General features: G+C 64.8%; 20 protein-coding genes. 12 read left to right on the top strand and 8 right to left on the bottom strand.

Annotation, left to right across the window (positions count from 1 at the left end):
• The first annotated feature begins 23 nt into the window (after window positions 1–23).
• From L0U83_RS38070 to L0U83_RS38055, 4 genes are read left to right on the top strand one after another with little or no spacing between them, the layout of a single operon-like run.
• Window positions 24–548: a DUF302 domain-containing protein gene (locus L0U83_RS38070; protein ID WP_233889759.1), complete on the top strand. Its 525-nt coding sequence runs from the start codon at window positions 24–26 to the stop codon at window positions 546–548.
• A 42-nt stretch (window positions 549–590) separates the two neighbouring features.
• Window positions 591–1,610 carry an XdhC family protein gene (locus tag L0U83_RS38065; RefSeq protein WP_233889758.1) on the top strand — a complete coding sequence of 340 codons (1,020 nt, stop codon included), beginning with the start codon at window positions 591–593 and terminating at the stop codon, window positions 1,608–1,610.
• 48 nt (window positions 1,611–1,658) lie between these two features.
• Window positions 1,659–2,717, top strand: a complete 1,059-nt coding sequence (locus tag L0U83_RS38060; protein WP_233889757.1) for an alkene reductase — start codon at window positions 1,659–1,661, stop codon at window positions 2,715–2,717.
• 45 nt (window positions 2,718–2,762) lie between these two features.
• A complete protein-coding gene (locus L0U83_RS38055; RefSeq protein ID WP_233889756.1) occupies window positions 2,763–3,527 on the top strand; it encodes an SDR family NAD(P)-dependent oxidoreductase in 765 nt (254 codons plus the stop codon).
• On the opposite strand, the gene L0U83_RS38050 is transcribed toward L0U83_RS38055, so the two are convergent.
• Both L0U83_RS38050 and L0U83_RS38045 read right to left on the bottom strand, forming a co-directional pair.
• Complete coding sequence (locus L0U83_RS38050) at window positions 3,524–3,733, bottom strand: hypothetical protein (RefSeq protein ID WP_233889755.1); 210 nt, start codon at window positions 3,731–3,733, stop codon at window positions 3,524–3,526. The two genes, L0U83_RS38055 and L0U83_RS38050, sit on opposite strands and share 4 nt — an antisense overlap.
• Window positions 3,733–4,245: a zinc-binding dehydrogenase gene (locus L0U83_RS38045; protein WP_233889754.1), complete on the bottom strand. Its 513-nt coding sequence runs from the start codon at window positions 4,243–4,245 to the stop codon at window positions 3,733–3,735. The genes L0U83_RS38050 and L0U83_RS38045 overlap by 1 nt, the downstream gene beginning before the upstream one ends.
• A 166-nt stretch (window positions 4,246–4,411) precedes the next feature.
• Between L0U83_RS38045 and L0U83_RS38040 the strand changes: the two genes are divergently transcribed.
• A complete protein-coding gene (locus L0U83_RS38040) occupies window positions 4,412–8,200 on the top strand; it encodes a CHAT domain-containing protein (protein ID WP_233889753.1) in 3,789 nt (1,262 codons plus the stop codon).
• A gap of 34 nt (window positions 8,201–8,234) precedes the next feature.
• Here L0U83_RS38040 and L0U83_RS38035 read toward each other — a convergent pair whose 3' ends face one another.
• From L0U83_RS38035 to L0U83_RS38025, 3 genes are read right to left on the bottom strand one after another with little or no spacing between them, the layout of a single operon-like run.
• Entirely contained in the window at window positions 8,235–9,743 is a 1,509-nt protein-coding gene (locus tag L0U83_RS38035) for a hypothetical protein (RefSeq protein ID WP_233889752.1), read from the bottom strand.
• Entirely contained in the window at window positions 9,740–10,873 is a 1,134-nt protein-coding gene (locus L0U83_RS38030; protein WP_233889751.1) for a caspase family protein, read from the bottom strand. The genes L0U83_RS38035 and L0U83_RS38030 overlap by 4 nt, the downstream gene beginning before the upstream one ends.
• Window positions 10,870–12,072 carry a hypothetical protein gene (locus L0U83_RS38025; RefSeq protein ID WP_233889750.1) on the bottom strand — a complete coding sequence of 401 codons (1,203 nt, stop codon included), beginning with the start codon at window positions 12,070–12,072 and terminating at the stop codon, window positions 10,870–10,872. Before L0U83_RS38025 ends, L0U83_RS38030 begins: the two co-directional genes overlap by 4 nt.
• A 155-nt stretch (window positions 12,073–12,227) precedes the next feature.
• On the opposite strand from L0U83_RS38025, the gene L0U83_RS38020 reads away from it, so the two are divergent.
• From L0U83_RS38020 to L0U83_RS38005, 3 genes are all read left to right on the top strand, one after another.
• On the top strand, window positions 12,228–12,512 hold the full coding sequence (locus L0U83_RS38020; protein WP_233889749.1) for a hypothetical protein: 285 nt from the start codon (window positions 12,228–12,230) through the stop codon (window positions 12,510–12,512).
• A 716-nt stretch (window positions 12,513–13,228) separates the two neighbouring features.
• On the top strand, window positions 13,229–13,684 hold the full coding sequence (locus L0U83_RS38010; protein WP_233889748.1) for a zinc ribbon domain-containing protein: 456 nt from the start codon (window positions 13,229–13,231) through the stop codon (window positions 13,682–13,684).
• Between the two features lie 272 nt (window positions 13,685–13,956).
• Window positions 13,957–14,664 (top strand): GntR family transcriptional regulator, encoded by a 708-nt coding sequence (locus tag L0U83_RS38005; RefSeq protein ID WP_233889747.1) that lies wholly within the window; start codon window positions 13,957–13,959, stop codon window positions 14,662–14,664.
• A 3-nt stretch (window positions 14,665–14,667) separates the two neighbouring features.
• Here L0U83_RS38005 and L0U83_RS38000 read toward each other — a convergent pair whose 3' ends face one another.
• The 3 genes from L0U83_RS38000 to tcuA are packed head-to-tail and all read right to left on the bottom strand — an operon-like array spanning window position 14,668 to window position 18,585.
• On the bottom strand, window positions 14,668–16,053 hold the full coding sequence (locus tag L0U83_RS38000) for an MFS transporter (RefSeq protein ID WP_233889746.1): 1,386 nt from the start codon (window positions 16,051–16,053) through the stop codon (window positions 14,668–14,670).
• Window positions 16,054–16,084: 31 nt separating this feature from the next.
• Entirely contained in the window at window positions 16,085–17,080 is a 996-nt protein-coding gene (locus L0U83_RS37995; protein WP_233889745.1) for an MmgE/PrpD family protein, read from the bottom strand.
• 23 nt (window positions 17,081–17,103) lie between these two features.
• Entirely contained in the window at window positions 17,104–18,585 is a 1,482-nt protein-coding gene (gene tcuA, locus L0U83_RS37990; protein ID WP_233889744.1) for an FAD-dependent tricarballylate dehydrogenase TcuA, read from the bottom strand.
• Between the two features lie 456 nt (window positions 18,586–19,041).
• On the opposite strand from tcuA, the gene L0U83_RS37985 reads away from it, so the two are divergent.
• From L0U83_RS37985 to L0U83_RS37970, 4 genes are all read left to right on the top strand, one after another.
• Window positions 19,042–20,358 (top strand): MFS transporter, encoded by a 1,317-nt coding sequence (locus L0U83_RS37985; RefSeq protein ID WP_233889743.1) that lies wholly within the window; start codon window positions 19,042–19,044, stop codon window positions 20,356–20,358.
• Window positions 20,359–20,443: 85 nt separating this feature from the next.
• Window positions 20,444–21,919, top strand: coding sequence for an aldehyde dehydrogenase (locus L0U83_RS37980; RefSeq protein WP_233890001.1), 1,476 nt, complete (start codon window positions 20,444–20,446; stop codon window positions 21,917–21,919).
• Window positions 21,920–21,952: 33 nt separating this feature from the next.
• Window positions 21,953–22,855, top strand: coding sequence for an NAD(P)-dependent oxidoreductase (locus L0U83_RS37975; protein ID WP_233889742.1), 903 nt, complete (start codon window positions 21,953–21,955; stop codon window positions 22,853–22,855).
• A 78-nt stretch (window positions 22,856–22,933) separates the two neighbouring features.
• Entirely contained in the window at window positions 22,934–24,235 is a 1,302-nt protein-coding gene (locus tag L0U83_RS37970) for an MFS transporter (RefSeq protein ID WP_233889741.1), read from the top strand.
• Window positions 24,236–24,355: the final 120 nt, after the last annotated feature.

The following is a 24,355-nucleotide window of genomic DNA, read 5'->3' as shown; positions in this document are numbered from 1 at the left end:
CATACTGCGAGCCGCTAACCAAAATGGACACCAACACTGCAATTCAAACGTCAGCCACAGAGATTCAGGTTACCCACATCTGTCTGGACATCAAGGTCGATTTCGATCCGTTCACTCGACACCTGGAAGCCTTGCTGGGCCGCTTCGATCCCGCTTCACTGAAGGCGTTGCTTCAGACGGACCCAGCCGAGGCGGACGCACGGTTGAAGCAGATGGAGGGGGACCAAGGCTTGATGATCTTTTCGATGCAGAACCACGGGATGCTCTTCAACCTCGCTGGAATACAACGACACGCCATCCGCTATATCTTGGGAAATCCTCGCATCGCGTTCCAGATGACGCGACACGATATTCGCGCAGGCCTCTATGCGCCGCTCTCTGTGCTCGTTTATGAAGTCGCACCTGGAATCGTGCGCGCGGAGTACGACCAGCCCTCCACGCTGTTCGGGCAGTTTGGCAATGCCGATGTCGCGGCGGTGGGGCGCGAGTTGGATGTCAAGCTTGCCAATGTCATCGAGCATGCGGCTCAGTTGGCAACGCGGTCTTGAGAAGACCCGGTGCGTAGCGCAGGGTGCAGTGAAGGGGAAGAGATGGATAGTGTGGACATGGACGTCGTGAGGACCGCAACCCGCTGGCTCAGCGAAGGGCGCCGCGCATTGCTCGTCACCGTCGTCAGGACCTGGGGGTCCTCGCCGCGCGCGCCAGGCTCAATGCTTGTGATCCGCGAAGACGGTCTGGCGGTGGGTTCGGTTTCCGGTGGCTGCATCGAAGACGATTTGATTGTCAAGGTGCGCCATCGCGGCATCGAGCAGCGTCTTCCGGACACGCTGCGCTACGGCATCAGCGCGGACGAAGCCCATCGTTTTGGCCTGCCGTGCGGCGGCACCGTCGAACTTGTACTCGAACCGCTCAGCACCATGAGCGCAATGCCACAACTGCTGAACGCACTGGAGTCGGGGCGTCTCGTCACGCGCACGCTGAAGTTGTCGACAGGGGAGGTGAGCCTTTCACCCGCTTCCTTGATCGATGGCCTGCGCTTCGACGGCGCTACGCTTCAAACCGTATTGGGACCGCGTTATCGTTTGCTCGTGATTGGGGGAGGCCAGCTTTCACAGTATCTTGCGCGAATGGCTATTGGCCTCGACTACCAGGTGACCGTGTGCGATCCACGAGAGGAGTACGCCGACGTATGGGACGTGCGGGATGCAGCGCTCGTGCGCGACATGCCCGATGACGTCGTAGCGGCGATGCGGCTCGACGCGCGCAGCGCGGTCGTGGCGCTCACGCATGATCCGAAGCTGGACGACCTCGCCTTGATGGAAGCGCTCAGATCGCCTGCCTTCTACATTGGCGCGTTGGGATCGCGGCGCAACAACGATGCGCGGCGGCTGCGTTTGCGTGAGTTCGATCTGGACGACGAACAAATCGCGCGCATGAAAGGTCCCGCGGGTCTGCACATCGGGAGCCGCACGCCGCCCGAGATCGCCATTTCGATTCTTGCGGAACTCACTGCCGCGAAGAACGGCGTTGCCGTTCCGGCGCACATGGAAGTGCGATTCGCGAAAGCGGGGCAACGCGAGCGTTTGAGCCGTGGCTGCGTGGTGGCGTGACCACATCATCTTGCTGCGTGGCCCTGAAATTCTGAACTGGAATACGTCATGCCTACTTTGTTCGATCCCATCAAACTTGGCGCGCTGGAACTGCGCAATCGTATCGTCATGGCGCCATTGACGCGTATGCGCGCGGTTGACCAGCGAGCACCCGGCCCCTTGAACGAGGAGTACTACGTTCAGCGCGCCAGCGCCGGACTTATCCTCACTGAGGCAACGTCGGTCACGAGTCAAGGCGTTGGCTATCCGAACACGCCAGGGATCTGGGCGGAGCATCAGGTGCAGGCATGGTCGCATGTCACCGAAGCCGTGCATCGGGCCGGTGGCAAAATCGTGATCCAGCTCTGGCACGTGGGTCGCGTTTCCGACCCGGTGTACCTTGATGGCGAGCAGCCAGTGGCCCCGAGCGCCGTTGCACCGGAAGGCCACGTCACCCTGAGCAATCCCCGCAAGGCATACGACGTGCCGCGCGCGCTGCAGACAGACGAAATACCCGGCATCGTCGAAGACTTCCGGCGAGCTGCGCAAAACGCAAAACGTGCGGGCTTCGACGGCGTAGAGTTGCACGCAGCGAACGGTTACCTGTTCGATCAGTTCCTCCATGACGGCTCGAACAAGCGCACCGACCGCTATGGCGGTTCGATCGAAAACCGGGCCCGCTTCCTCCTGGAAGCGGTCGACGCCGTATTGACGGTCTGGCCTGCGGATAGAGTCGGCATTCACCTGAACCTGATGTCGAGTTCGTATTCGATGTCCGATTCCGATCCGGTTTCGCTTTTCGGCTACGTGGCCGAGGAATTGAACCAACGGCGCCTCGCATTCATTTTCGGGCGCGAATCACTCAATACGCCGCGCCGGATTGCGCCGCTCGTCAGAGAGCGCTTCAAAGGTGCGTTTATCGCAAATGACGGCCTCACGCCGGAATCGGCGCGGCGCCTTGTCGAAGAGGGTGAGGCCGACGCAGTGGCGTTCGGGAAGCTTTACATCGCGAATCCCGATCTCGTCGAACGCCTGCGCCTCGAGGCTCCGTTCAATCCTTTGGATGCCAATACCATTTATGGACCCGGCAGCGCGGGCTACACCGACTATCCGTCAATCACCGCCTGAACGCGCACATGGCAGGCAGGGAAACCTTTTCAAGGAGTATCGATCATGAACAATCTGTTTGACCTCACAGGCAAAGTTGCCGTCATTACTGCATCGACAAAGGGCATGGGCTTTGAGATTGCGCGAGCACTCGGCTTGTCGGGCGCGAAACTCGTTGTTTCCGGACGCAGTCAGGAAACGGCCGATGCAGCCGCGGTCCGTTTGCGCGAGGAATGTGGATGCGAAGTCGCGGCATTCGCGTGCGACATCACTGAACCGGAGAGCGTGCAACGCTTCGCGGCCGATGCGCATGCGGCGTTCGGGCGTGTGGATGCGCTCGTGCTCAACGCAGCGGGCAATCCGCCCGCCGGTTCGCTGCTGGGTCAGACAGCGCAACAACTGGACAAGGCCATGGCCGACGGCGTACGCGGCAGCTTCGAACTCGTCGTGGCGCTCGCTCCGCAGATGATCGAGCGTAAGTATGGTTCTATCGTCTTCATGTCGAGCCGCGCAGCGAAGCGGGGTACTGGGGTGCTCGGTTTGTACGGCATGTCTAAGGCAGCGATCGATCAACTGGTACGCAACCTGGCGGTCGAGCTTGGGCCGTCGAACATCAACGTCAATTCGATCAATCCTGGCGCGGTGCGCACGGACTTCTCCCGCATGCTTTGGGAGAAGCCCGAGCGAGAGACGATGACCGTCGCGACGATTCCCATGGGGCGCATCGCCAGGCCCGAGGATGTGGCGGGCCTGGCCCTTCTGCTCGTCTCCGGGGCTGGCCACTACATCAACGGCCAGAATATCAGCGTAGATGGAGGCGCTACGGCTTAGCGTCGCTCCTCGTGATCGATGAGCACACATTCCAAACCCGACGCGTCAGCAGCGCGGTCTATCGCAGCATTGAGGTCGGCGATGCCGTAGACCAGTGGGCGCACACTTGCGAAGTCCAGTGCGCCTGTGCCGGCAAGTGAAAGAAGCCTGCGGTATGCATCGCGCGGATACATGAACTGCCCGATAATTTCCCAGCCGTTGAGCATTACCTCGGTATAGGGAACGGTAAATCCGCCGTCATGCTGCCCATCAGCACCAGGCGTCCCTCGCGGCGTAAGCTTCTTAGCGCCGCGAGCGTCATGTTCGGATCGCGCGCGCCACCGACCATGTCAAACGCGAGATCAACGCGTCCATTCGCCGCCGCATGTATCGCCTCGCAATCCGTTTGCGGTTGTCCCGTCGCGGCAACGGTTACGAGGCGACTGCGCCCGAACGCCTCGAGCGCTGCGAGCGCAGTGGTATTACGCCCGAGCGCGACGACCCGGGACGCGCCCATTGCGAGCGCGAGCAGCGTTGCCGCACTGCCGTATGCGCCGGTCGCCGTGACGCCGAGCAGAATTTGCGCGGGTTCGGCCACGTTCTCCGTAGCGCACGCGAGAAGTCGTCTGCTGTGTAATCGATGCATGCACTCGCGCGCGACCGAAACGAGCGCAGCGCAGCCCACGGCCGCGACGATCTCGCGCAGTTCGCCGTCGCCATAGCGCGGATTCAATGGCACCAGGATGGCGCCGGCTTTGAGTCTGTCGCGGGATGTCGGATTGGCGCATTCAATGTGGAAACGTTGGCACATTTAATGCGCTCTACGCTACGCCACGGCGGCAACGCCGCGCATGAGCTATGCTGGGAGCACGACACACGTTGCAGTCTGCGTGGAGCGCATCGTTATGCATCGTCCGCCTCTTTTTCTGGAGGTTAGCGCCTACATCGACGCGGATAACTGGAACTGGCATCTGAAGGATGCCCAGGGCGCCACGCTGGCATCGCATGCCGTGATCCTCGCGCACGGCGACTGGTGCCGCGAGGCGCTGTCCAACCTGCCTGCCTGGCTTCACTACCATTGCGCGCCGGATACCGCCCACGAGGACGAGCGACGTCATCTGCAGGCATTCGGCGCGTGGCTGGGCACGGTCGTGCTCGGGCCGGCAATTGCGGGGCATATCGTTGCGTATGGGGAACCGGACGCTGTGGTCCGGGTGGTCTTGCCGCTCGAGGCCGCGCCGTTGCTTGCATTGCCGCTCGAGTTGGCGTGCGTCACCGGTCGGCCGCTCGGCCAGCGTGGCGTGAGCTTCGTCTACGACGTCGCGCGCGAGGGAGTCGTGCACACGCCGACGGTCGGCGAGTCGCTGCGTATTCTCGCGCTGTTCAGCGTACCGCCCGCGGGCAGCCCGCTCAACCTCCGCGGCGAGCGGCAACACCTGCAGTTGCTCGTGAGCCGGCTCGCCGCGCAAGGCCGGGCAATCGAACTGCGCGCGTTACAGTACGGTGTCACGCGCGGACGGTTGGAACAGCTTCTGGGCGAGGATGGAGGCTGGGACATCGTCCACTTCGCCGGGCACGGAACGAGCGGCGCGCTGCTCCTCGAGCGGCCCGACGGCGCGCCGGATCCCGTGACGCCCGACGCAATCGTGCGCTTGCTCAGTGTGGTCAGTGCGCGATTGAAGCTGGTCGTGCTCGTTGCGTGCCATTCGGCGTCGGCGAGCTTGGGGGCGACGCTGAGCTGGCTTGGCGCGCCTGACACGCATGGCGAATCCGACGCCGGTGCACAGGCTGCTGGCCACATCGAGCAAGTCGGCGAGCAAATGCCCGCATGGGCGTTGGAGCGCGGCCTCGGCTGTGCCTTGCTCGCCACGCGTTACGCGGTTGACGATCAATACGCCACTGCATTCACCAATGCGCTCTATGAGCACCTTCTGGAACGCGGCGAGCCACTGCCGCACGCCGCGCGTATCGCTTCGGAACGCGCGCTGCGTGCGTGCGTGCGGGGCGGCTCTGCGTCGGACCGGCCGTTATCCATGACCATGCCGATGTTGCTTGGCAGGAACGCTGCAGATTTGATGTTTGCGATGCGCCCGCACGCGCGTCCGGCGGCTCGTGACGCGGGGCCGGCGGTGCCGCCGTTCGCGGCGGAACACAGGCACTTCGTTGGCCGCGTGCGTGCGATGACTCTGGCGAGCGAAGCGCTGGCGGAGAACGCCACCAGCCGAGGGGTGCTGTTTCACGGAATGGCTGGGGCGGGAAAGACCGCTTGCATCGTGGAACTGGCCTGGCACCATCTTCGGGCGGCTCGCTTCGAACAAGTCATCTGGTACAGGGCGCCCGAGTTGAATGCCGACGCTTCGATGACGTTGAGCGCGCTCGCGCTCGCGATGGAAACGCAGTTGCCCGGCATCGCCATGCTTCATGCGGTCGCGAGCGAGTCCGCGCTGGCTCAATGGCTGCCAGTGCTTCGGCAAACCTTGGCGACAAGGGCCGTCCTGATCGTGCTCGACAACGTGGAAACGCTTCTGACGCCCAGCGGTCACTGGCGTGACCAGCGTTGGTCCATGCTGATGCGAACCTTCCACGACCACGGCGGTACGTCGCGCGTGGCGATGTCGAGCCGGCTCGTCCCCGCTGGCGTGCCCGCTTCCTTCGTTCTGCTGACTGTCCATGCCTTGCCGCTCGACGAAACCTTGCTGCTGATACGCGAGCTGCCTAATCTGCGGGCGCTGCTCGAAGGCCGTTCGCCCTCTGTCGGCGCTGCGCGCGGCCACGAATTGCTGCGTGACACCTTGCGGGCCGTGCAGGGCCACCCAAAGCTGATCGAGTTCGCGGAGCGGCTCGCCGCCGACCCGGAACGCCTCGCACGGAGGCTGCGTGATATCCGCGGCCTTAAGCAGGTCGATGCGAACGCAGGCGATGCTTACCTGATTCGCGGCGAAACGCGCTGCGACGTTCAGACGTTCCTCGATCAGCTCGGCGACTGGACACGCGCGCTTTCTCACGCGCTCTCCAGATCCGTGAGAATGGTGTTCCATCTGCTTTGCGCACTGGAGCCGGATGACCGGCGCTGCGCGGTCGTCGAAGCCAACTGGCAAGCGCTCTGGCACGAAACGCCACACGGCGCGTCGCACATCGATATGCGTGCGGCGATCGCGCGGCTCGAAAGCTGCGGGCTCGTCGAACTGCGGGTCGCGGCGGGGCAGCGCGCCCGGCAAGTTTTCGCGATTCATCCGGAGGTGGCGCGCGCCGGGCGGGCCGAAGCGGGGGCGTCATTCCAGACGCGCGTCGACGAGGTCATGGTGAATTACTGGTATCGCCTCATGCGCGTGTCCACGGACAACGTGGCGCGAGCGACGAATGCCGGCGCCTCGATCACTCTGGCCGGCTGGTCCGCGTTTCCCTATCTGCAGCGCAACGGCGAATGGGATATTGCATCGCAGATGATCGAGCGTGTGATGCGCGTGGACGACTCGCCGCGCGCGACCGCCATGTTGCTGCCTCTCGTCACACGCATGGCGGCTGCCACTGCGAAGACGCCGAAGGCTTTGATCACCCAGTCTCTGCTTGCACGCGTGCTCAATCAGGCCGGCCTGTGGCGCGAAGCTGTGCAGCGCTGGGAGGCGGTGCTCGAAGCCGCCGAGCGCGCGGAAAACTTCGCGCTCGCGGCGCCTGCGTGCAACGATCTCGCAAATGCGTGGCAGTCCGTGGACGTCGAAAAGGCGCTGGGCTACGCCAGGTTGCATCACCGCTATGCGAGCCTGGCCGGGACCGGCGCCTGGAGCGAGTTGTCCGCGCTTGGTCAGCAGCTTCAAATGCTCTCGAACAGGGTGCAGTACGGCGAGGTGCTGTCGCACTTGCCCGAATTGCGCCGGCGAATGATCGTGGCGGGCAAGCCGGGGCCACTGGAGGGCATGCTGGACTGGAACGTGCGCAACGTAATCTTCGATACGGCGAGCGACGCTGCGTTTCAATACGGCAGCGCTTGCCGCGCTATGGCAGCGGGTCTTGCCGGCTCGGAGGCGCTCGCCTGGGAGACCCGCGCGCGGGCCGCGTGGCGCGATTCCCTGAAGTACAACGGCAAGGCGCGCGCCGCCCTTCGCCGGCGCGGTGCGTTGCCACTGGAACTGGCGCGCAGCCGATTCAACGACAACGGGCCGCTGATCGAACTAGAGCGGTTCTCCGACGCGTACGCGATGCTTCTTGAATGCAAGGACGTGTTCGAGTTGGAAAATGCGGTTGCCGAACTCGGCGACCTTTATTCCGCGCTCGGCACCCTTGAACAGAAGCGTAAGCGTACGGGGCCGGCACGCGAATTCGAGGCCAAGGCGCTGCGCTACAAATATCAGGGCGGCGACGCGCGGCATGTCGCCGTCAGTCATTTCAATCTCGCCAACCGCTATCTCGGCGGGGACCCGGAGTTCGAGATCGGCGTGGCGCATCGGCTCGCCGCGGCGCTCATCCGGGCCGCGACCGATCCCGATCGTGCCGGGCACTATGCGGCGACGCTGAAGGCGCACATCGCCAACGGCGGAGGGCAGGCGTGTGCCGTGCTGTCCGGCGATTTCGGTGCACTGTGCTCGATCGTCGAGGCGGTCGAGGGGGTCGCCTTTCGCACGTTGATGGCGCGCCTCGCACCGGGGCGCGAGGAAGCCCTCATGAAAGCGATCGTCGCGGCCGCGCTCGAAGCGTGATGGGAGCCACACCTCTTGCGTGTGCCGCGTGCGCTTATGCCGGTGCGCCCATACTGCAGTGCAGACCTTTGCCGGTGACGCTGCCATGCGCGATCACGTTGTCGCTCGACGCCTGTAGTTCCAGCGGTGGTGAACCAGCTTCGAGTTCCCAGCCGAAAAAGGCGCCGATGGGCACCGCGCGCCGGCTTCGGGTGCTCCAAAGCCGCCGCTCTTCGCGCCACGCTTTGGCGTCGGTTTCCCGTGTGGCGTTCATTGCCATGGACGCGAGCATCTGTAGCGCCAGCGTGTTGCTGGCGGCGAGGCAGGGCGGTCCGATTCTGCGCGCATGCGCGAGCAGCGCGAGGCAGTGCGGCGCGATGCCGGCGTCATCAATCCTTTCGTCCGCGCTATCCGCGTCGTTTTCCGCGGCTGCGGCGAAGGCCCACGCCGCGGCAACGGAGGCGTCCGCGATCCAGTCGTATTCCGTACCAAGCGTTTGCGCGATCCCCGCCGCGTCGGCGATCTGGCCGGTGCGCACCATGAGCAACGCCGCCGCGACGCTTGCCCACGGTGCGGCTCCGTGCGTCATCAACGCTTCGAGAGCGGCCGCCGTGTCGGCGCTGCCGCTGTGCCAATCGTTACCGGCGATTGCCTTCGCGGACGCAACGAGCAGAGAATCGACCTCACTCGGCAAGGCGCGCTGCACGGCGCCGATCAGGGTGGCCGTCAGTTCGTTCACGGGGCGCATCGTCACGACGAGATCGGGGCGCGATGCAGCGACGGCGGGCCGCAGTGTCAACCAGACGCCTTCATCCACCACGGGCACGCCGACACGCCAGGGCGCGCGGCCTTCCACGGCGATCGTCAGCCGCAGTGCCGCACGGCTCGGCCGTTGGCCGTCCACAAGCTTCAACATGACTTCGCTGTCGGAGATCTGGACGACTTCGATCTGCGATTGCGCCGCACGCCACTCGGCCGCGTCGGGCGGCGCCGTGTCCGCGAGATCCGCGCTCGACAGGCTCACCGTGAAAGCGCGCTGCTCCAGGTCTACTATTGGCAGGAAGGCATACTCGACCGGTAACGGCGGGGGCACCTGAAATCGCGTGGCGTGCTCCGGCAATGAGAGCGGCAGGTCGCCTTCCGGCAAGCCCCTGCTGGGCGCATTCTCCGGCGAGGCGCCAGGGAGCCCGCCCCAATCCTGTGCCGATGTCAATTTCGATGCCAATTCGCTCAGTGCGCTCAGTAGCCCGTTCCGGCGCGGTCTTGGCAGCGAGGTCAGCGCGCTGCTCGGTGCAAAGTCCGGGTCCGCGCCAAGCTGGACCGAGGCGGGCGCGCCGCCTTCGCCGGCCGGCTCTACGGTGAACGCCTGGGAGGTGGTCCCCCCGCTGCTGGCGCTTTCGATGGTCGCATTGTAGCTGTCCGGTCCGAGCGTGATCTCGACGGGCTCGCCCGCCGCAGAGAAAACGCGGTTCACAGTCTGCGATTGCGCGCCGACGACGGTGATGCGGTAAGCCCCCTGGCCCGGCGGCTGGATCACGACGGTGCGCGCCGTTTCATCGTTCATGGCAGTAACCTGACTATCTGTGCACAGGGATTCGCGTGAAACTTCGCCGGGCGATAGGCTTGCGCACCACTGAAGGTGGGCCTTGCCTCGAACTCGGTGCCGGTTGGCGCAACTTCGAGAAAGCAGTTCGTTTGCAGAGGCGCGGACTTGATGGACGTGAGGCCGTCCGACGCCTCGATCTGTGTGAGGTACGCCATGTCGGCGAGATTGTCGGTGCGCACGACCACAGGAATGCGAGCATTCTGCACGGTGACGAGCGTCGCCTGGTTCGCGAATTTCGCAAGCGCCTCGACGTCCAGCGTCGAATAGCCGAAGGCCGCGTCCGCGACTTTCGGCACGTTGCAGAGCAACCGTTCGCCGGTGACGACCCATGCGCCGTTGCTGTCACGGTCAACGCAGGCTTCGAAGCTGCGCAGCAAGGCCTGCGTGAAGTACGGCGGGTCGCGACTGTCCGGACCCCATGCGAGCTGGCCGAAGCGCGAACCAGCCAGAGCGAGCGACCGCACCCGCGTTGCTGTTATCTTCTTGATGCTCGCCTTGACCAGTACGACGCCGGAGAGGCCGTCGTACTCATCCAGCACGCTTTCGACCAGTTCCTGGCACGCGTCGAGAAAGACCCAGCACGCGCCCGCGCCGATCACCGGCAGATTGGTTGCGAGGTTGGCGATGTTCAGCGAGGCGTCCCACTGGTTGAACCGATTGGAGAGCACGTCTTCAAGCAGGCCGGACGCGCTGAGATCGGCCTCGGCGACGCCGTGCGACGACATGTAGAAGAACATGGTGTCGCCGGGCCGGCAACGGGAGAGCCAGGCCATGCCGGCTGCTTCGACGTTGGCGCGCGTAGCGGCGCTCACGCCGTCATCAGCACGGGGATCGTTGGCGAACTTGCCGATGTCCAGTTGATCCGCGCCGGCGTCGGAGTCCGGATCGGACAGCAAACATTCGATCGAGGCGAGCGGCGCGGTCAACTCGTCCTGGTGGTCGAGCAGATAGCGGACAACCGCGCGCGCGCCGGCCACGGTCGATTGCCGCGTAGCGGCGTCGCCAAGCGCGGGAAATCGGCCGCAACCAATCACGAAGGCGTGCGTGGCGGCCGGCGGCTCGGGCACGCGCTGATAGATCTGTGTCATGGCAGAAGTCCCGCTTCTTTCATGCGTGCGTTGAGCCGCTTATAAAAAACGAGGTTCGTGAAGTAGGCGCTGTGGGCATCGGTTATACCGGCGGTGGTGTTCGCCTCGAGATCCTCGACGTCTTCGAAGACTGGCTTTGCCAAGAACGACAGCACGTCGAGCCTGTTATAGACATTCCACCAGCGTTCCGCGCAGCCGGGCTTCGGAACCTTGTTGCCCTGCTTGGCACCATAGCCGGCGCTCGATGCCGTGAAGACCTTCAGTTCTTCGAACAATGCCACCTGGGAACCGACGGTGAGAAAGAGATCGACCTTGAAGGGTGCGCCCACTTCGTCGGTGAGCCCCTGCACGAAGGGCACGTCTGTTAAAAGATCGTACAAAATGACACCGCCCATGCTGTGCCCGCACACGACGAGCTGGCTGTGCGCGGCGTTCGCCGCGTTCGCCGCTGCGATCAGAAACTTGCGGATCTCCGCACGGATAGCATCTCGCGCCGCGCCTGCCTTGAGATACGTAAAAACGTCGCCGATGAAGATGGCCAGCTCGGGGGTCAGCTTGCTGCGTACCGCGAGCACGGCCGGACTGTTCACGAGGTCGGTAGTCGCGCCCTTGAGCTGCGTAGCCGCGCTGCGCACGCTGTCAAACAGCGAGAGCGACTGATCCTGCAAGAAGGGGCGCGCGGCAACCTGCAAGCGGTCAAGAAAATCCTTGTCGTCGGTCGCGCTAGTCAGGCTTTTGCGCGCGTCGGGATTTTCGAGCGCTGCTGCCGCCGCGCTCCAGAAGCGCACGGCGTTTTCCGCTGCGGCGGGGTCTGCGCTTTGCGCTTGCTCGATCGCGATGGACGAGAGCGAGCCGACGACGGCGTCCAGATCGCTCCTGGCGGCCCGGGCGAGCGTGTCGCCGTCGAGCTGAAGCGGCGGCGTGCCAGTCGCACCGCCCAGGATGCCACCGATGGCGAGCGGTGCGCTGCCTGCTTCGGCTTTCAGCACGTGCCCGGGAACGCAGGCGAGATTCCACGCAGGGTGGGCTGCATGGACACTCCAGAGCGGGTTGCTGATCGTCACCGCTTTTTCGAACGTCACGTTCTGGAACATCTTGTTGCGGTCCGCCAGCGCCGTTTGATACTCGGCATATTTCGCGTCGCCGGCGGCGTCCGAACGCGGACCATCGACGCCATGCACATAGACCAGTTGATTCATCTTCGCTATTCCCCTGCAGATCGGTTGAACAGTGGAAGCAGTGCACGTTTTCGAGTGATTCGAGCGTAACGCGGGTGGACTCTTGAGCCCAGTCTAGTCAATCATGGCTCGAAACATAAAGGCTCCCGAACGCTGCGGTAACGGGCGGCGACGGCATGAATGAAGATGACGATCTTCATGGATCACGATTGCGCGGCCAGGACCTTGAGATCGCGGTGACATGCGATATGCCGCTGCGTGGTAAGCGGATTCTTGTGATCTTTGCTGGAGATTTAGTCTATGAGTCCTGCGCTCGTCTGTGGCCTTCCGCACGAACCGGTTCATATTCCACCTTCACGCTTGCCCGTCGCCACGTGAAATGGAGCGTCGCGTCTGATATGCGACGGGGCGACGTGCCTCTCTTCGCAAGCACCAGACAGCTAACAGGGGCGAAAGCGTGAACAGACGTGGCCTCGGCGGCACTGCAAACGGCCGAGCGTCGTAACGGATGCTACGCCAACCCGGTCGTTTGACGAATCGTTGGGGTCGACTCGATTTTCCCGATTTCCGGGAAATAGATTCCTCGCACAGCTCTGTGTCGTCCTGCCTCGCGAATATACACTCGCCGAAAACGACGAAAGACGGCCCCGGAAGGTAATCGCCTTGACGCATGATTGCATCGTATCGACGAGTGTCGAGGATCATGTTTGAAGAATAAAAAGTATGTAGTGCTACATAAAGGAGACGAAAATGAAGAAGGCCATGTTCGGAATGGTGACGGCTGCAGCGGCGGTATCTGCGAATGCCCAAAGCAGCGTGACGTTATACGGCATTGTCGACAATGGGCTTGTCAGCACATCATGCATTTTCATAAGATGTTGCGCGCCTCGGCGGTCTCGCACTCGTCGTCGGTGGTTGTCGTGACACCGGAGAATATCCCCGACCACATCGCCGCCAGATTCCGATGACAGGAATTCGCCCGTTACAGGCGGCGCCCAATGCTCAACGCATTCGAGAGGGCAAGGGACACGCCCCCCAGCCTCTCTAGTGGCGACATCAGAATTGCGTGGCGATTCCCGCAATCACACCGAACTGACCTTGACCGTAGTTCGGATTGGTACTTGACGGGCTGCCGTTCACCGGGTCGTTGTTTGCGTTTGCACCGTAGAGTCCGCTATTGAGCCCGCACTGCCCCGACACGGGCAAGTGGTTGCGCAATAACGCGCGCGCCAAGGCCGCCCTCACCACGAAGATTCTCTCGTCGTGCTGGGGCGAACTGGATCGGCAATTGCAGTACAAGGCCGTGTGGCAAAACAAGCTCGCCGTCAAGGTGAGGGCGGCCTATTCGAGTCAGGCGTGTTCCCGCTGCGGGCACACTCACCCAGGCAATCGCAATGGCGCGATGTTCGCCTGTCAACGCTGCGGTTTCGAGGCGCACGCCGACGAAAGTGCTGCGCAGGTCATCAAGGGCCGCGGCATCGTCGCGCTGCGCGGTGGCGCTTACGACGCCCCGAAAACGAAGAAGCGTACCGCGTTTCGACGCAAGGTTTCAGGGACCGGTGGGACGCCGGGGGCCGCGCAGCAGTGCGTGGAAATGTCTGTGGAGCGGGCGCAAGTCCGGCTTGCGGCTTAGGCCGACAACCGGCAGCCCGCTTCGAAGCAGAAACCGGAACCCGCGAGGTCAGGCCGGGGTAGTTCACTGCGGTGCAAACTGATTGAAGCGATCCGAACAATACCCATCATTGGGTCGCACACCTTTGCGTTGATACTCCCCGTTGGGTACTTGCGTATACAATAGTACGCACCCAGCGCGGAGTTGTCCGGGCAGGCAGCCAGGTCAGGGGTCGCGCGCAGTTTGATGCGCGTCCTGGCCAGCTCCGCAATCGATAGGCCGAAGGTGAGTCCTTGAGCGAAAAATCCAATACATCGTTACGCGAGATCGAGCCGCCAGCGGATGCTGGGCAAGGCTCGCTTGCACAATATGTCTACACCCGGCTTCGCCAGGAAATTCGCAACCGGGAACTCGTTTCGGGAACCCGATTGCGAGAGACCGATATTGCCGAACGGCTAGCCGTTAGCCGTACCCCCGTGCGCGAGGCGCTCAAGCGGCTCGAATCGGAAGGCATGGTGCGCTTCGCGCCACCGCGCGGCTTTGTCGTCGAGCAGCTTTCGGAGCGGCAGGTCATGGAACTCTACGCGATGCGCAAGGTACTGGTGGGCGCGGCGGCGCGTTTCGCGGCCGAACAGGCTTCGCCGATCGAAGTGCTCTCGATGAATCAGGTCGTCGCGCAACTGGAACGCACGAAGGTGCCAGACGAAGTCGCGGCGCTCAATCGTCGCCTTCATGAAATCGTCGTCGCCGCCGCGCACAACGAGTATCTCTCGAAGGCCGCAAACGTACTCGGCGACGCGCTCGCGCTGCTCGGCACGACCACGTATTCGCAGCCTGGCCGCATCAAGAGCGGACTCGCGGAGAACAAGCAGATCGTCGCGTGCATCGCGCGGCATGATGGGGACGGCGCAGAGAAGGCCGCGCAGGCGCACGTCGCAGCCGCGACGGAACTGCGCCTGCAGATGCTGTTCGGCCCGGAAAGCGCCCAGTCAGGCAGTTAAGCTTCAGAACCGCCCGGCCGCCGTGCCGAGCGGCTCATCCGGCGTCCCGGCAAGCGCGGGATTGATCGTTTCGAGCTTGCGCCCCGTCGTGCGTGCGCCGAACGCGAGTGTCACGGCGGCCACTGCGAGCCACGCCCCAGCGATATATACGAACACCCAGACATAGCCGAAGCGCGTGAAGATCGCCGCGACGATGAACGCGTTGCCGACATTGGCGAGCCGTCCCACGCCATAAGCGAACCCCGCTCCCGTGTTGCGAATATCGGTGGGATATTGCTCCGGCGTATAGGCGTAGCAAAGCGAAACGAAAGTCTGCGTGAGCATGCCCACGCAAAATCCGAACGGCACGATCACGAAGGGATCGGTGCCGAGCCCGTAGAGCAGGCCGCACACGGCGATCAGCGCAGCCGTGCTGGCTATGCTGAACTTGCGCTCCACGCGGTCGGCGAGCGCGGCTGCGAGCAGCGCGCCGGGCACCGCGCCCAGATTGATTAGCGTGATGTAGGTGAGGCTCTGCACCACGGTCACGCCATGCCGAACCAGCAAGGTCGGCACCCACGCCTGGAAGCCGTAGAAACCGAGTGTCTGCAGGATCCAGATGGCCCACAACGTGAAGGTGCGCCCGGCGTAGGGGCGCTTGAAGAGCGCGTGCCAGTGCGTGCGCGGTTCGGCCGCCTGCGAGATCAGCAGCGGCGCGGGCAGCGGCCCGGCGCTGCGCTCGACTTCGGCTTCGATCGCGCTCAGCACGCGGTCTGCTTCGTCCATGCGGCCCTGTCGCGCGAGCCAGCGCGGCGACTCGGGAAAGGAGCGGCTGAACGCGAGAAAAACGGCGCCGAGCGCTCCCCAGACGAAGATGAGCCGCCATCCGTTCGAACCGAGCGGCACGACGAGCCGCGCCACCCAACTCGTGATGGGCACAGCGCTGAGCGCGATCGCCATCGCCCAGCCTTGCCAGGCGCCACGGCGTGCGGCAGGGTAGATCTCGACGATATAGGCGATCACCACCGCCGTTGCCGACGACACGCCGATGCCTGTCAGCAGCCGCGTGATCATCAGGAGCGGCACGTTGGGCGCGAGGGCGTTTGCGAGCGAGAAGAACGAATAGGTCGCCACGAACAGCATGAGCGCGCGTTTGCGCCCGATGCGGTCCGACAGCATGCCGCCGAGCGTCGCGCCGAGGAACATGCCGAAGAATCCCGCGGAGGTGAGCACGGCGATGCTGGTCAGCGAGAGCCCCCACTCCTTGACGAGCGCCGGTGCGGCATACGAAAACGTGAAGATGTCCGAGATATCGAAAAAGAACGGCAGACTGATGAGGAGCAGCAGCCTGCGATGAAAGCGCGAGACGGGCAGCCTGTCGACACGCGCGGCGATCAGTTCATCGTTCATGGTCAATTCGCCCTTCCATGTCGGCTTGCGATCAGGGGACCCAGGCGGTTTCGTCCGAACCGTCGCCGGGCGTCGTGCTCAGCGCGAGTGGCGCGCTTGCGCCGGCGGCGCCCGGCAGCGCGCGCCTCGCCATGAGCGTGCCGAGCAGGGCGATGTCACTGGCTTCGTCGATGGCCTCCAGGCGCTCGTAGAGCGCGAGCGCTTCGGACGCGCCGATTGCCCCACTGCAACGCGCGACAAAAGCATCGCAGCTCAGATGCGCGGGCGGGGTGGCGTCCGGGATATCGCCGAACGTGGCGGCAGCTTGCGCGAGCGCTTCAATCAGCGTGTCGTCCGGCGTGAGGTGCGCCGCAGCGCCAGTCTCGCCTTGTTCGGCGAGCATGACCGCCTGCAGTGCCGTGCGGGCGCGTTGGCCCGCACGTAGGGGCGTTGCGAGCGCGTCGCCGTGCGCGGCGGCTTCGAGATCTGTCTCGTTCGTCGTGGATGCGCCGAGCACGAGTGCCGCCGCGGTCGCCGCAGCATCTAAGTGAAGCAGATGGCTCGCCGCCGCGACGGTTGCAAGGATCGCGGAGAGCCCAGGCGCTACGGTCGGCGCCGCGCGCTCGAAGCTATGCGCAGCCGCTTCTCCGGCGAGCCATGCCGCATGGAACCGCTGTCCGGATAGCTTGCGCGCTTCGGCCAGCGCGAAGAGGGCGGCGAAGCGCGTGGCATGGCCTTCGCCACTGCCGTCGCCTGTTTCCTGCCCTCCGGCGCTCGCCGCTGCACCGTTCGCGAGAGCAGCGTCGGGCATCGCTGTGCGCCGCGTCGTGCCGGCGACGAGGCATGGCCCGTTTGCCGCCCGTGTCCCGGCGTTTTCAGCGAGCCGCCGCGCAGATTCGCTGCCCGAGCCGCACATCAGCGCGCCAACCGTTGCGATGATGGCTTCACGCGCCGCGGCCCTGGCGCGTGGCGCGGCAGCGCGCGCCTCGAATGCCGCGACGCGTGCGGCCAGTGGCAGCGCGGCGGCGGTGAATGCGCTTTTGTTCATCGGCGAGCCCTCGCTGAGCGCGTTCACGAGCGTGCCGACGTGCGGCCGGCAATGCGCCCGAACGTCGCTCCGGAAACGAGCCCCGTGCCTGCGGGATAGTTGTCGTAGAAGAGACCGCCGACCATCTCGCCGCAAGCAGTGAGCCCTGGAATGGGCCGCCAGTCGGTGCCGATCACGCGCGCCTGATCGTCGATCTTCAGGCCGCCGAACGTGAAAGTGATGCCGCCCGTGGCCGAATACGCATAGAACGGTGCCTTGTCGACCTTGAGCGCCCAGTTGGTCTTTTCGGGGCTCAGGCCGCGCGTGGCGAGGCCGTCCTTGCCGGTGGGGTCGAAGCCGTCCGCGGCATCGTGGGCGGCGGCGTTATAGGACTTCACGGTACGCAGCGCCTGCGCCTTGTCGTCGATGTCGAGCTGGGCAATGAGCGCCTCCAGCGTGTCGGCCTTGATCGGCTCGCTCGTCGCGTAGCGCGGCTCCAGCAGGTGCACGGTCTGCGAATCGAAAAGCTGGTAGACCTTTGCGCCAGGCTCCGCGAGAATCGCGCGGCCGTATTTCGCGTAGGTGAACATCGCGCCGTCCTCGCCTTCGTCCACGAAGCGCAGGCCCTTGCGGTTGATCATCACGCCGTAGAGGTAGCTCAGGCGGTTGCTGCGGTCCGTCATTTCGCGCGGCGCGAAGTTGCCCCAGTCTGCACTGATCGGCGTGGCGTGGCAGCCGCTCCACTGGCCCCACGGCATCGCGCCAATTTCCATCGCCATGCGCAGGCCGTCGCCCTGGTTGTGGGGCGTGCCGCGCACCTTTGCCCCGCCCACGAGCGGTCCAATATGTTGCGTGCGCATCTGCACGTTCGCCTCGAAGCCGCCGCAGCCGAGGACGACGGAACGACTGTTGAGCGTGCGGATGCCTTCGTCGTCGCGCACGCGCACGCCGCACACGCGGCCGCTCGCGTCCTGCAGGATTGCCGTGACCGCCGCGCCGTAGCGCACTTCGACGCCGAGCCGTTCCACCGCCGCGAACCACCCGCGCGAAAGGCCCACGCCCTCGTGCTCGGCACGCACCACGAGGCCGCGCGCCCAGATGATCTGATTGCCCTTGCGCACGCCGGTGAGGCTCACCGCCGGCTCCATGCGGATCTGGCCGGTTTCGTGCATCCAGAACACGGTGTCCTTCGAATTGTCGACGAGCACGCGCGATAGCACGGGATCCGTCTGGCCGCTCGTGACTCGCATGAGGTCGCCGTGGAAATCGTCGCGCGTATAAGGATTGATGCCGGCGTAAAAGTCCTCGAACTCTTTTTCGACCCCAGGCAGCAGCGGGCCGATCTCGCGCGGATCGTCAAAGGCGAAGCGCAGGACGCCGCCGCTCCAGTGCGTATTGCCGCCGCGCATGCCGCGCGGGGCTTTCTCCAGCACGACGACGCGCTGCGCGCCATTTTCGCGCGCCGATACGGCTGCGGCGAGTGCGGCGTTGCCTGCGCCTACCACGATCACATCATAGTCGGTCATTCCGGGGCTCCTCTAGGTGGACGTTTGGGGGCGTTTCGGTGTCAGCCTGTACGGGTGGTCCGCGCGTCTTGTCATGCCTGCGCCGGCAATCGTTTCGCGCGCAACGAGATGGTTTCGCACGCGGCATGCAGACCGCCTGATTGTCCGATTGAGAATACTACTGTATACACAAGTACACTAGTAAGTACATTCCCTGGCTACATGATGGGTCGGGGAAAGGACTAGGCTTTCGCCATCTCGTCAGCCATGGCGAGCTGGAGCAGCGACGCGTTGCTGTGTGTCATGGCTTGCGTCGGCGTGCCTGCTGCGCCGGAAGGACTGCACCGATCCGGCAGCCGCCATCGCGCACGCAAGGCCGTGCGCCGCGGCGGCTGCGCCAGAACCACAAGAACGTGCCTCGGCCAGCGGCGTGCGTCCGTTGGCCCGAGCGTTTGTGCAAAGCCAGGAGACACGAGCATGGCAACCCCGAGCGGCCCCTTGTCGATTCCCGTCAGCAGTGCAGCCGCGATATCGGAGCAGGCCACATACCGCAAGGTCGCGTGGCGCCTCACGCCGCTTCTGCTGCTGTGCTACGTGGTCGCCTATCTCGACCGCGTGAACGTGGGCTTCGCCAAGCTGCAGATGGCGGCCGATCTGCAACTCTCGGACGCCGTGTACGGCTTCGGCGCGGGCGTGTTCTTTCTCGGCTATTTCCTCTTCGAGGTGCCGAGCAATCTGATCCTCCATCGTGTGGGCGCGCGCGTGTGGATCGCGCGCATCATGATCACGTGGGGCGTGGTTTCGGTGCTGACGATGTTCGTGCGTACGCCGGGCATGTTCTTTCTGATGCGTTTCCTGCTAGGCGTAGCCGAAGCAGGGTTCTTTCCTGGCGTGATTCTTTATCTGACGTACTGGTATCCGGCGAGCCGGCGTGGCATGACCACGGCGTGGCTCGTGACGGCCGTGGCGCTTTCAGGGCTGATCGGCGGCCCGCTTTCGGGCTGGCTGCTCACGGCGCTCGACGGCGTGAACCAGTGGCATGGCTGGCAGTGGCTCTTTCTCGTGGAAGGGTTGCCGTCTGTGCTCATCGGTTTCCTCGTGCTGGGGAAGCTCGACGAGCGTATCGAAACGGCCCGTTGGCTCAGCGACGACGAAAAGTCGCTGCTTCTCGATAACCTGCGCGCCGACGCCGAAGCGAAAACCCACACTTCGGCGCGCGCGCTCTTCGCGAACCCGCGCGTGTGGCTCATCTCGCTCATCCACTTTCTGTTCGTGATGGGGCTGTATGGCGTGGGCTTCTGGCTGCCCACCCTCATCAAGAGCACCGGCGTCGCCGATGCGCTCACGATCGGCCTGCTTTCGGCGATTCCGTTCGGCGCGGCCGTGGTCGTGATGCTCGCGGCGGCGAAGCATGCCGACATCCGGCGCGAGCGCCGCAGGCACGTCGCGGGTGCGGCGCTCGCGGGCGCGCTCGGGCTCCTGCTCGCCGTGCTGTGGGCCGACCATACGGCACTTGCCATGTGCGCGCTCACGCTCGCGACGGCCGGGATCATCACGACGCTGCCGCTGTTCTGGTGTCTGCCCACGGCTTTCCTGGGCGGCGCCGCCGCAGCGGCGGGTATCGCATTCATCAACGCGATCGGCAATCTCGCGGGTTTTCTGGGCCCATACGCGGTGGGCTGGCTCAAGGAAGCGACGCACAGCAGCGCGCCCGCCATGTATCTGCTCGCGGCTTGCATGGCGCTCGGCGCCGTGCTCGCGCTCGCGTTGCCTGCGCGGCTCGTGGACCGTTAGCGCGAGACGCTGTCACGCACCGCATGACCCGCACAACCAGCACGGCGCGCGCAACGTGTGGCCGGACAAAGGAGGCGATGTGGATATCAGGAAGTGTCGGCTGTATATCGACGGCGAACGCGTGGAGGCGCACAGCAAGCGCGTGCTGCCGAGCGTGAATCCCTATACGGGCGAAGTGTGGGCCGAAATTCCCGAAGCCGGTGAGCAGGACGTCGCGCGCGCGGTGGCAGCCGCGACGCGCGCATTCCACGCAGGCTGGCGGCAGACCTCGGGCGTGGCGCGCGCCGCGCTCATGCTCAGGCTCGCCGCGCTGATCGAAGCCAACGCGGACCGCATGGCGGCGATCGAAAGTGCCGACAACGGCAAGATCGTTCGCGAGACGCGTCCGCAAATGGTGTGGGTGGGGCGTCAGCTGCGCTATTTCGCGGGCTATGCCGACAAGCTGTTCGGCCAGCACGTACCGCTCGACCAGCCGGACACACTCGATTACGTCTCGCTCGAACCCTACGGCGTGGTTGGCCTCATCACGGCGTGGAACTCGCCGCTTTCGCTGCTCGCGAACAAGCTCGCGCCCGCGCTCGCAGCGGGCAATTGCGTGGTGGTGAAGCCGTCGGAACACGCTTCGGTCTCGACGCTCGAATTCGCAACGCTCGTCGAGGAGGCGGGTTTTCCGCCGGGCGTCTTCAACGTGGTGACGGGCGGGGCCGAAACCGGCCGCGCGCTCGTGAACGATCCGGGCATCGCGCTTGTGAGCTTCACGGGAAGCGCCAACGTGGGCCGCGAGATCGCGGCGGCTGCCGGGCGCCGGCTTGTGCCGGTGAAGCTCGAACTGGGTGGCAAGTCGCCCAACATCATTTTCGATGACGCCGATCTCGACAAGGCTGTCGTGGGCGCGCTCGCCGGCATCTTCGGCGCAACCGGGCAGACCTGCGTGGCAGGCTCGCGCCTCTTCGTTCAGCGCGGCGTATATGGCGAAGTGGTCGAGCGCCTGGCCGCGCGCGCGCAGTCGATCCGCATGGGCGATCCGTGTGACCCCGCCACCGAAATGGGCACCGTGGCCAACGAGCCGCAGTTTCGGCGCATCCTTGCGGCCATCGACGCGGCGAAAGCTGCCGGTGCGCGCCTCGTCACGGGCGGCGCACGCGCGCAAGGTGCTGGACTCGGCAAAGGCTTCTTCATCGAGCCGACCATTTTCGCCGACGTCGACAACCACAGCGAACTCGCGCAGGAGGAGATCTTCGGGCCCGTCCTCGCGATCATTCCTTTCGACACGGAAGCCGAGGCGATCACGCTCGCCAATGATTCGCGATACGGCCTCGCGGCCGGCATCTGGTCGCAGGACATCTCGCGCGCGATGCGCGTTTCGAAAGCGCTCAATTGCGGCACCGTGTGGGTCAACACCTATCGCGCGCTCGCGGCGCAGGCGCCGTTCGGCGGCATGAAGGAGTCGGGCATTGGCCGCGAGCGCGGCGAAGCGGGCCTGCGCGAATACCTGACCACGAAGAACGTGATGATCGACTACTCGAGCGCTGTGCGCGATCCGTTTGCGATCCGCACGTAAAGAACCGCGCGTTCACCAGGAGAAGGCAAGGACATGAACCCGTATTCCAGCATTGGTTTCATCGGTCTAGGCGTGATGGGCAGCGCCATGTGCGCGAATCTCGCGCGCAAGTCGTCGCTGCCGGTCCACGTCTTCGACACCTCGAAGGAGGCGCTGGCTGAGGCCGTTGCAAGCGGCGCGCAGGCGGCGGAGTCGGCAGCGGCGGTGGCACGCGCCGCCGATATCGTTTTCCTCTCGCTGCCTTCGATTGACCAGGTCGAGACGGTGTGCGCCGAACTGGCGCGCGCGGGCGAGCGCCTGACGACCATCGTGGACATGAGCACGAGCGACGTCGCGCGCACTCGAGCGCTCGCGAAGACGCTCGGCGAGCGCGGCATCGCGCTGATCGACGCGCCCGTCGCCCGCACCCGAGAAGCCGCCGTGAAAGGCACGCTGATGATTTCGGTGGGCGCGAGCGACGCGGGCTTCGCGGCCGTGCAGCCGCTGCTCGCGCTGATGGGCTCGGACGTGCTGCATTGCGGCCCGGTCGGCAACGGCCAGACGATCAAGATCCTCAACAACATGCTCGTGTTCATGACCGTCAATGCGCTCTCCGAAATCATCACACTGGGACGGCGCGCGGGCTTCGACGGCGAGACGCTCTTCAACCTGCTGTCGAAGGGGTCGGCAGACAGCTTCGTCCTGCGCAACCATGGCATGAAGTCGCTCGTGCCCGACAGCTTCCCCGAAAAAGTGTTCCCGCTTGTCTACGCGATCAAGGACGCGAGCCTCGCGCTCAATCTCGCACGGGAAGCGGACTTCGAGCCGCATATCGCGAACTACACCTACGACCTGATGTGCCGTGCGCGCGATGCGGGCTTCGGCCAGAACTATCATCCGGCGATCGTGCAACTCGTGGACGGGCGCGTCACGCTGTCCACGAACGAGCCCGACTGAGCATCGGACCGCGCTTGCCGCGGCGCATCGCACGGCGCGCCGCCCCTTGCAGCTTCACCGATGTCACGGAGGCGGACCATGGTCCCGCAGGAAGCCGAGGTCATTTCGAAGATTCGCCGGCACATCGTGCCGCTGCTGATGCTGTGTTATTTCGCGGCCTATCTGGACCGGGTGAACCTGAGTTTCGCGGCGCTTTCGATGAACGAGGAGCTGGGCTTTTCGCCCGCCGTGTTTGGCGCCGGAGCGGGCATCTTCTTCCTGGGCTACGTTCTGTTCGAAGTGCCAAGCAATCTTGCGCTACGCCGCTTTGGCGCGCGCCGCTGGTTCGCGCGCATCATGCTGACCTGGGGTGTGCTGTCTTTGCTGTTCGCCTTCGTGAGGACGGCGCCGCAATTCATGGGCTTGCGCTTCCTGCTGGGCGTAGCGGAAGCAGGCTTCTTTCCCGGTGTGATGCTGTTTCTCACGCGCTGGTTTCCCGCCACGCATCGCGCGCGCATGATCGGCGCGTTCGCCGTGGCGATTCCGGCTTCGGCGGGTATCGGCGCGCCGCTTTCGGGCCTGTTGCTGAACCTGCATGGTGTGGTCGGTCTGAGCGGCTGGCAGTGGCTATTCATCATCGAGGCGGTGCCGTCGCTGGTGCTTGGCGTGGTGCTGCTGCGCGTGCTGGTCGATTCGCCGGACAAGGCGCCGTGGCTCGACGACGCGGAGCGCCAGTGGCTCAATACGCGCCTGGCCGACGAGCGCCGCGCGCTGCCGCCCGGCAACGGCCACGCGGGCGCGTGGCGCGCGCTGCGCAATCCGCGCGTGTGGGTGCTGGGTTTCGTGTATTGCGGCATCGTCGCGGCTAATTACGGTGTGACGTTCTTCCTGCCGCAGATCGTGCGCGCGTTTGGCGCCTCGTTCACGGCGGTGGGTTTCCTTTCGGCGTTGCCATTTGTCGCCGCGGCGATCGGCGTGCTCTGGTGGGGCGCGCGCTCGGACCGCCTGCGCGAGCGGCGCTGGCATCTCATGATTCCCGGCATCGTCGCGGTGCTGGCGCTAATCGTCGCGGCGTGCACGGACTACCCGCCGCTACGTCTTGCCGCGTTGACCGCGGGTGGCTTCGGCGCGTTCGCCAATCTGCCGGTGTTCTGGGCGCTCACGCCAACGCTGCTCGCCGAGGCGGAGGCGCCCGCGGGTATTGCGGTCGTCAGCTCGATCGGCAATATCGCCGGGTTTCTCGCGCCGTATGCGGTGGGCGTACTCAAGCAGGCGACCGGCACGTTCGCGGCGGGCATGCTGGGGCTGGCTGTCTTCGTTGCGCTGACCGTGATCGTTGCAGCCGTGCTGTTGCGCGCGGGTCGTGCGGGCGGTGCGCTGGCGAGTGGCGCGGCGCACTGAATCGACACACAAGGGCGGGTTGCAGCGCGGTTAGCGGGCCGTGCGGAGGCGGCGCGCGCCCGCACGTTCTTCCACAACGTTCGCAGGACATTCCCCAAATGGCCGACCTTGACGCGAAGC

The sequence above is a fragment of the Paraburkholderia flagellata genome, from assembly GCF_021390645.1.
Lineage (GTDB): Bacteria > Pseudomonadota > Gammaproteobacteria > Burkholderiales > Burkholderiaceae > Paraburkholderia > Paraburkholderia flagellata.
The sequence above is the reverse complement of the archived record's forward strand: the minus strand, read 5'-3'. Positions and strand labels throughout refer to the sequence as shown.

Bases quoted from the DNA above. Each gene is read 5' to 3' on its own strand.
- L0U83_RS38000 (WP_233889746.1), bottom strand. From the start codon at position 16,053: ATGAACGATGAACTGATCGCCGCGCGTGTCGACAGGCTGCCCGTCTCG.
- L0U83_RS38025 (WP_233889750.1), bottom strand. From the start codon at position 12,072: ATGAATCAACTGGTCTATGTGCATGGCGTCGATGGTCCGCGTTCGGAC.
- L0U83_RS38060 (WP_233889757.1), top strand. From the start codon at position 1,659: ATGCCTACTTTGTTCGATCCCATCAAACTTGGCGCGCTGGAACTGCGC.
- L0U83_RS37975 (WP_233889742.1), top strand. From the start codon at position 21,953: ATGAACCCGTATTCCAGCATTGGTTTCATCGGTCTAGGCGTGATGGGC.
- tcuA (WP_233889744.1), bottom strand. From the start codon at position 18,585: ATGACCGACTATGATGTGATCGTGGTAGGCGCAGGCAACGCCGCACTC.
- L0U83_RS38035 (WP_233889752.1), bottom strand. From the start codon at position 9,743: ATGAACGATGAAACGGCGCGCACCGTCGTGATCCAGCCGCCGGGCCAG.
- L0U83_RS38050 (WP_233889755.1), bottom strand. From the start codon at position 3,733: ATGCTCAACGGCTGGGAAATTATCGGGCAGTTCATGTATCCGCGCGAT.
- L0U83_RS38070 (WP_233889759.1), top strand. From the start codon at position 24: ATGGACACCAACACTGCAATTCAAACGTCAGCCACAGAGATTCAGGTT.
- L0U83_RS37995 (WP_233889745.1), bottom strand. From the start codon at position 17,080: ATGAACAAAAGCGCATTCACCGCCGCCGCGCTGCCACTGGCCGCACGC.
- L0U83_RS38040 (WP_233889753.1), top strand. From the start codon at position 4,412: ATGCATCGTCCGCCTCTTTTTCTGGAGGTTAGCGCCTACATCGACGCG.
- L0U83_RS38055 (WP_233889756.1), top strand. From the start codon at position 2,763: ATGAACAATCTGTTTGACCTCACAGGCAAAGTTGCCGTCATTACTGCA.
- L0U83_RS38020 (WP_233889749.1), top strand. From the start codon at position 12,228: ATGAATGAAGATGACGATCTTCATGGATCACGATTGCGCGGCCAGGAC.
- L0U83_RS37970 (WP_233889741.1), top strand. From the start codon at position 22,934: ATGGTCCCGCAGGAAGCCGAGGTCATTTCGAAGATTCGCCGGCACATC.
- L0U83_RS38030 (WP_233889751.1), bottom strand. From the start codon at position 10,873: ATGACACAGATCTATCAGCGCGTGCCCGAGCCGCCGGCCGCCACGCAC.
- L0U83_RS38065 (WP_233889758.1), top strand. From the start codon at position 591: ATGGATAGTGTGGACATGGACGTCGTGAGGACCGCAACCCGCTGGCTC.
- L0U83_RS37985 (WP_233889743.1), top strand. From the start codon at position 19,042: ATGGCAACCCCGAGCGGCCCCTTGTCGATTCCCGTCAGCAGTGCAGCC.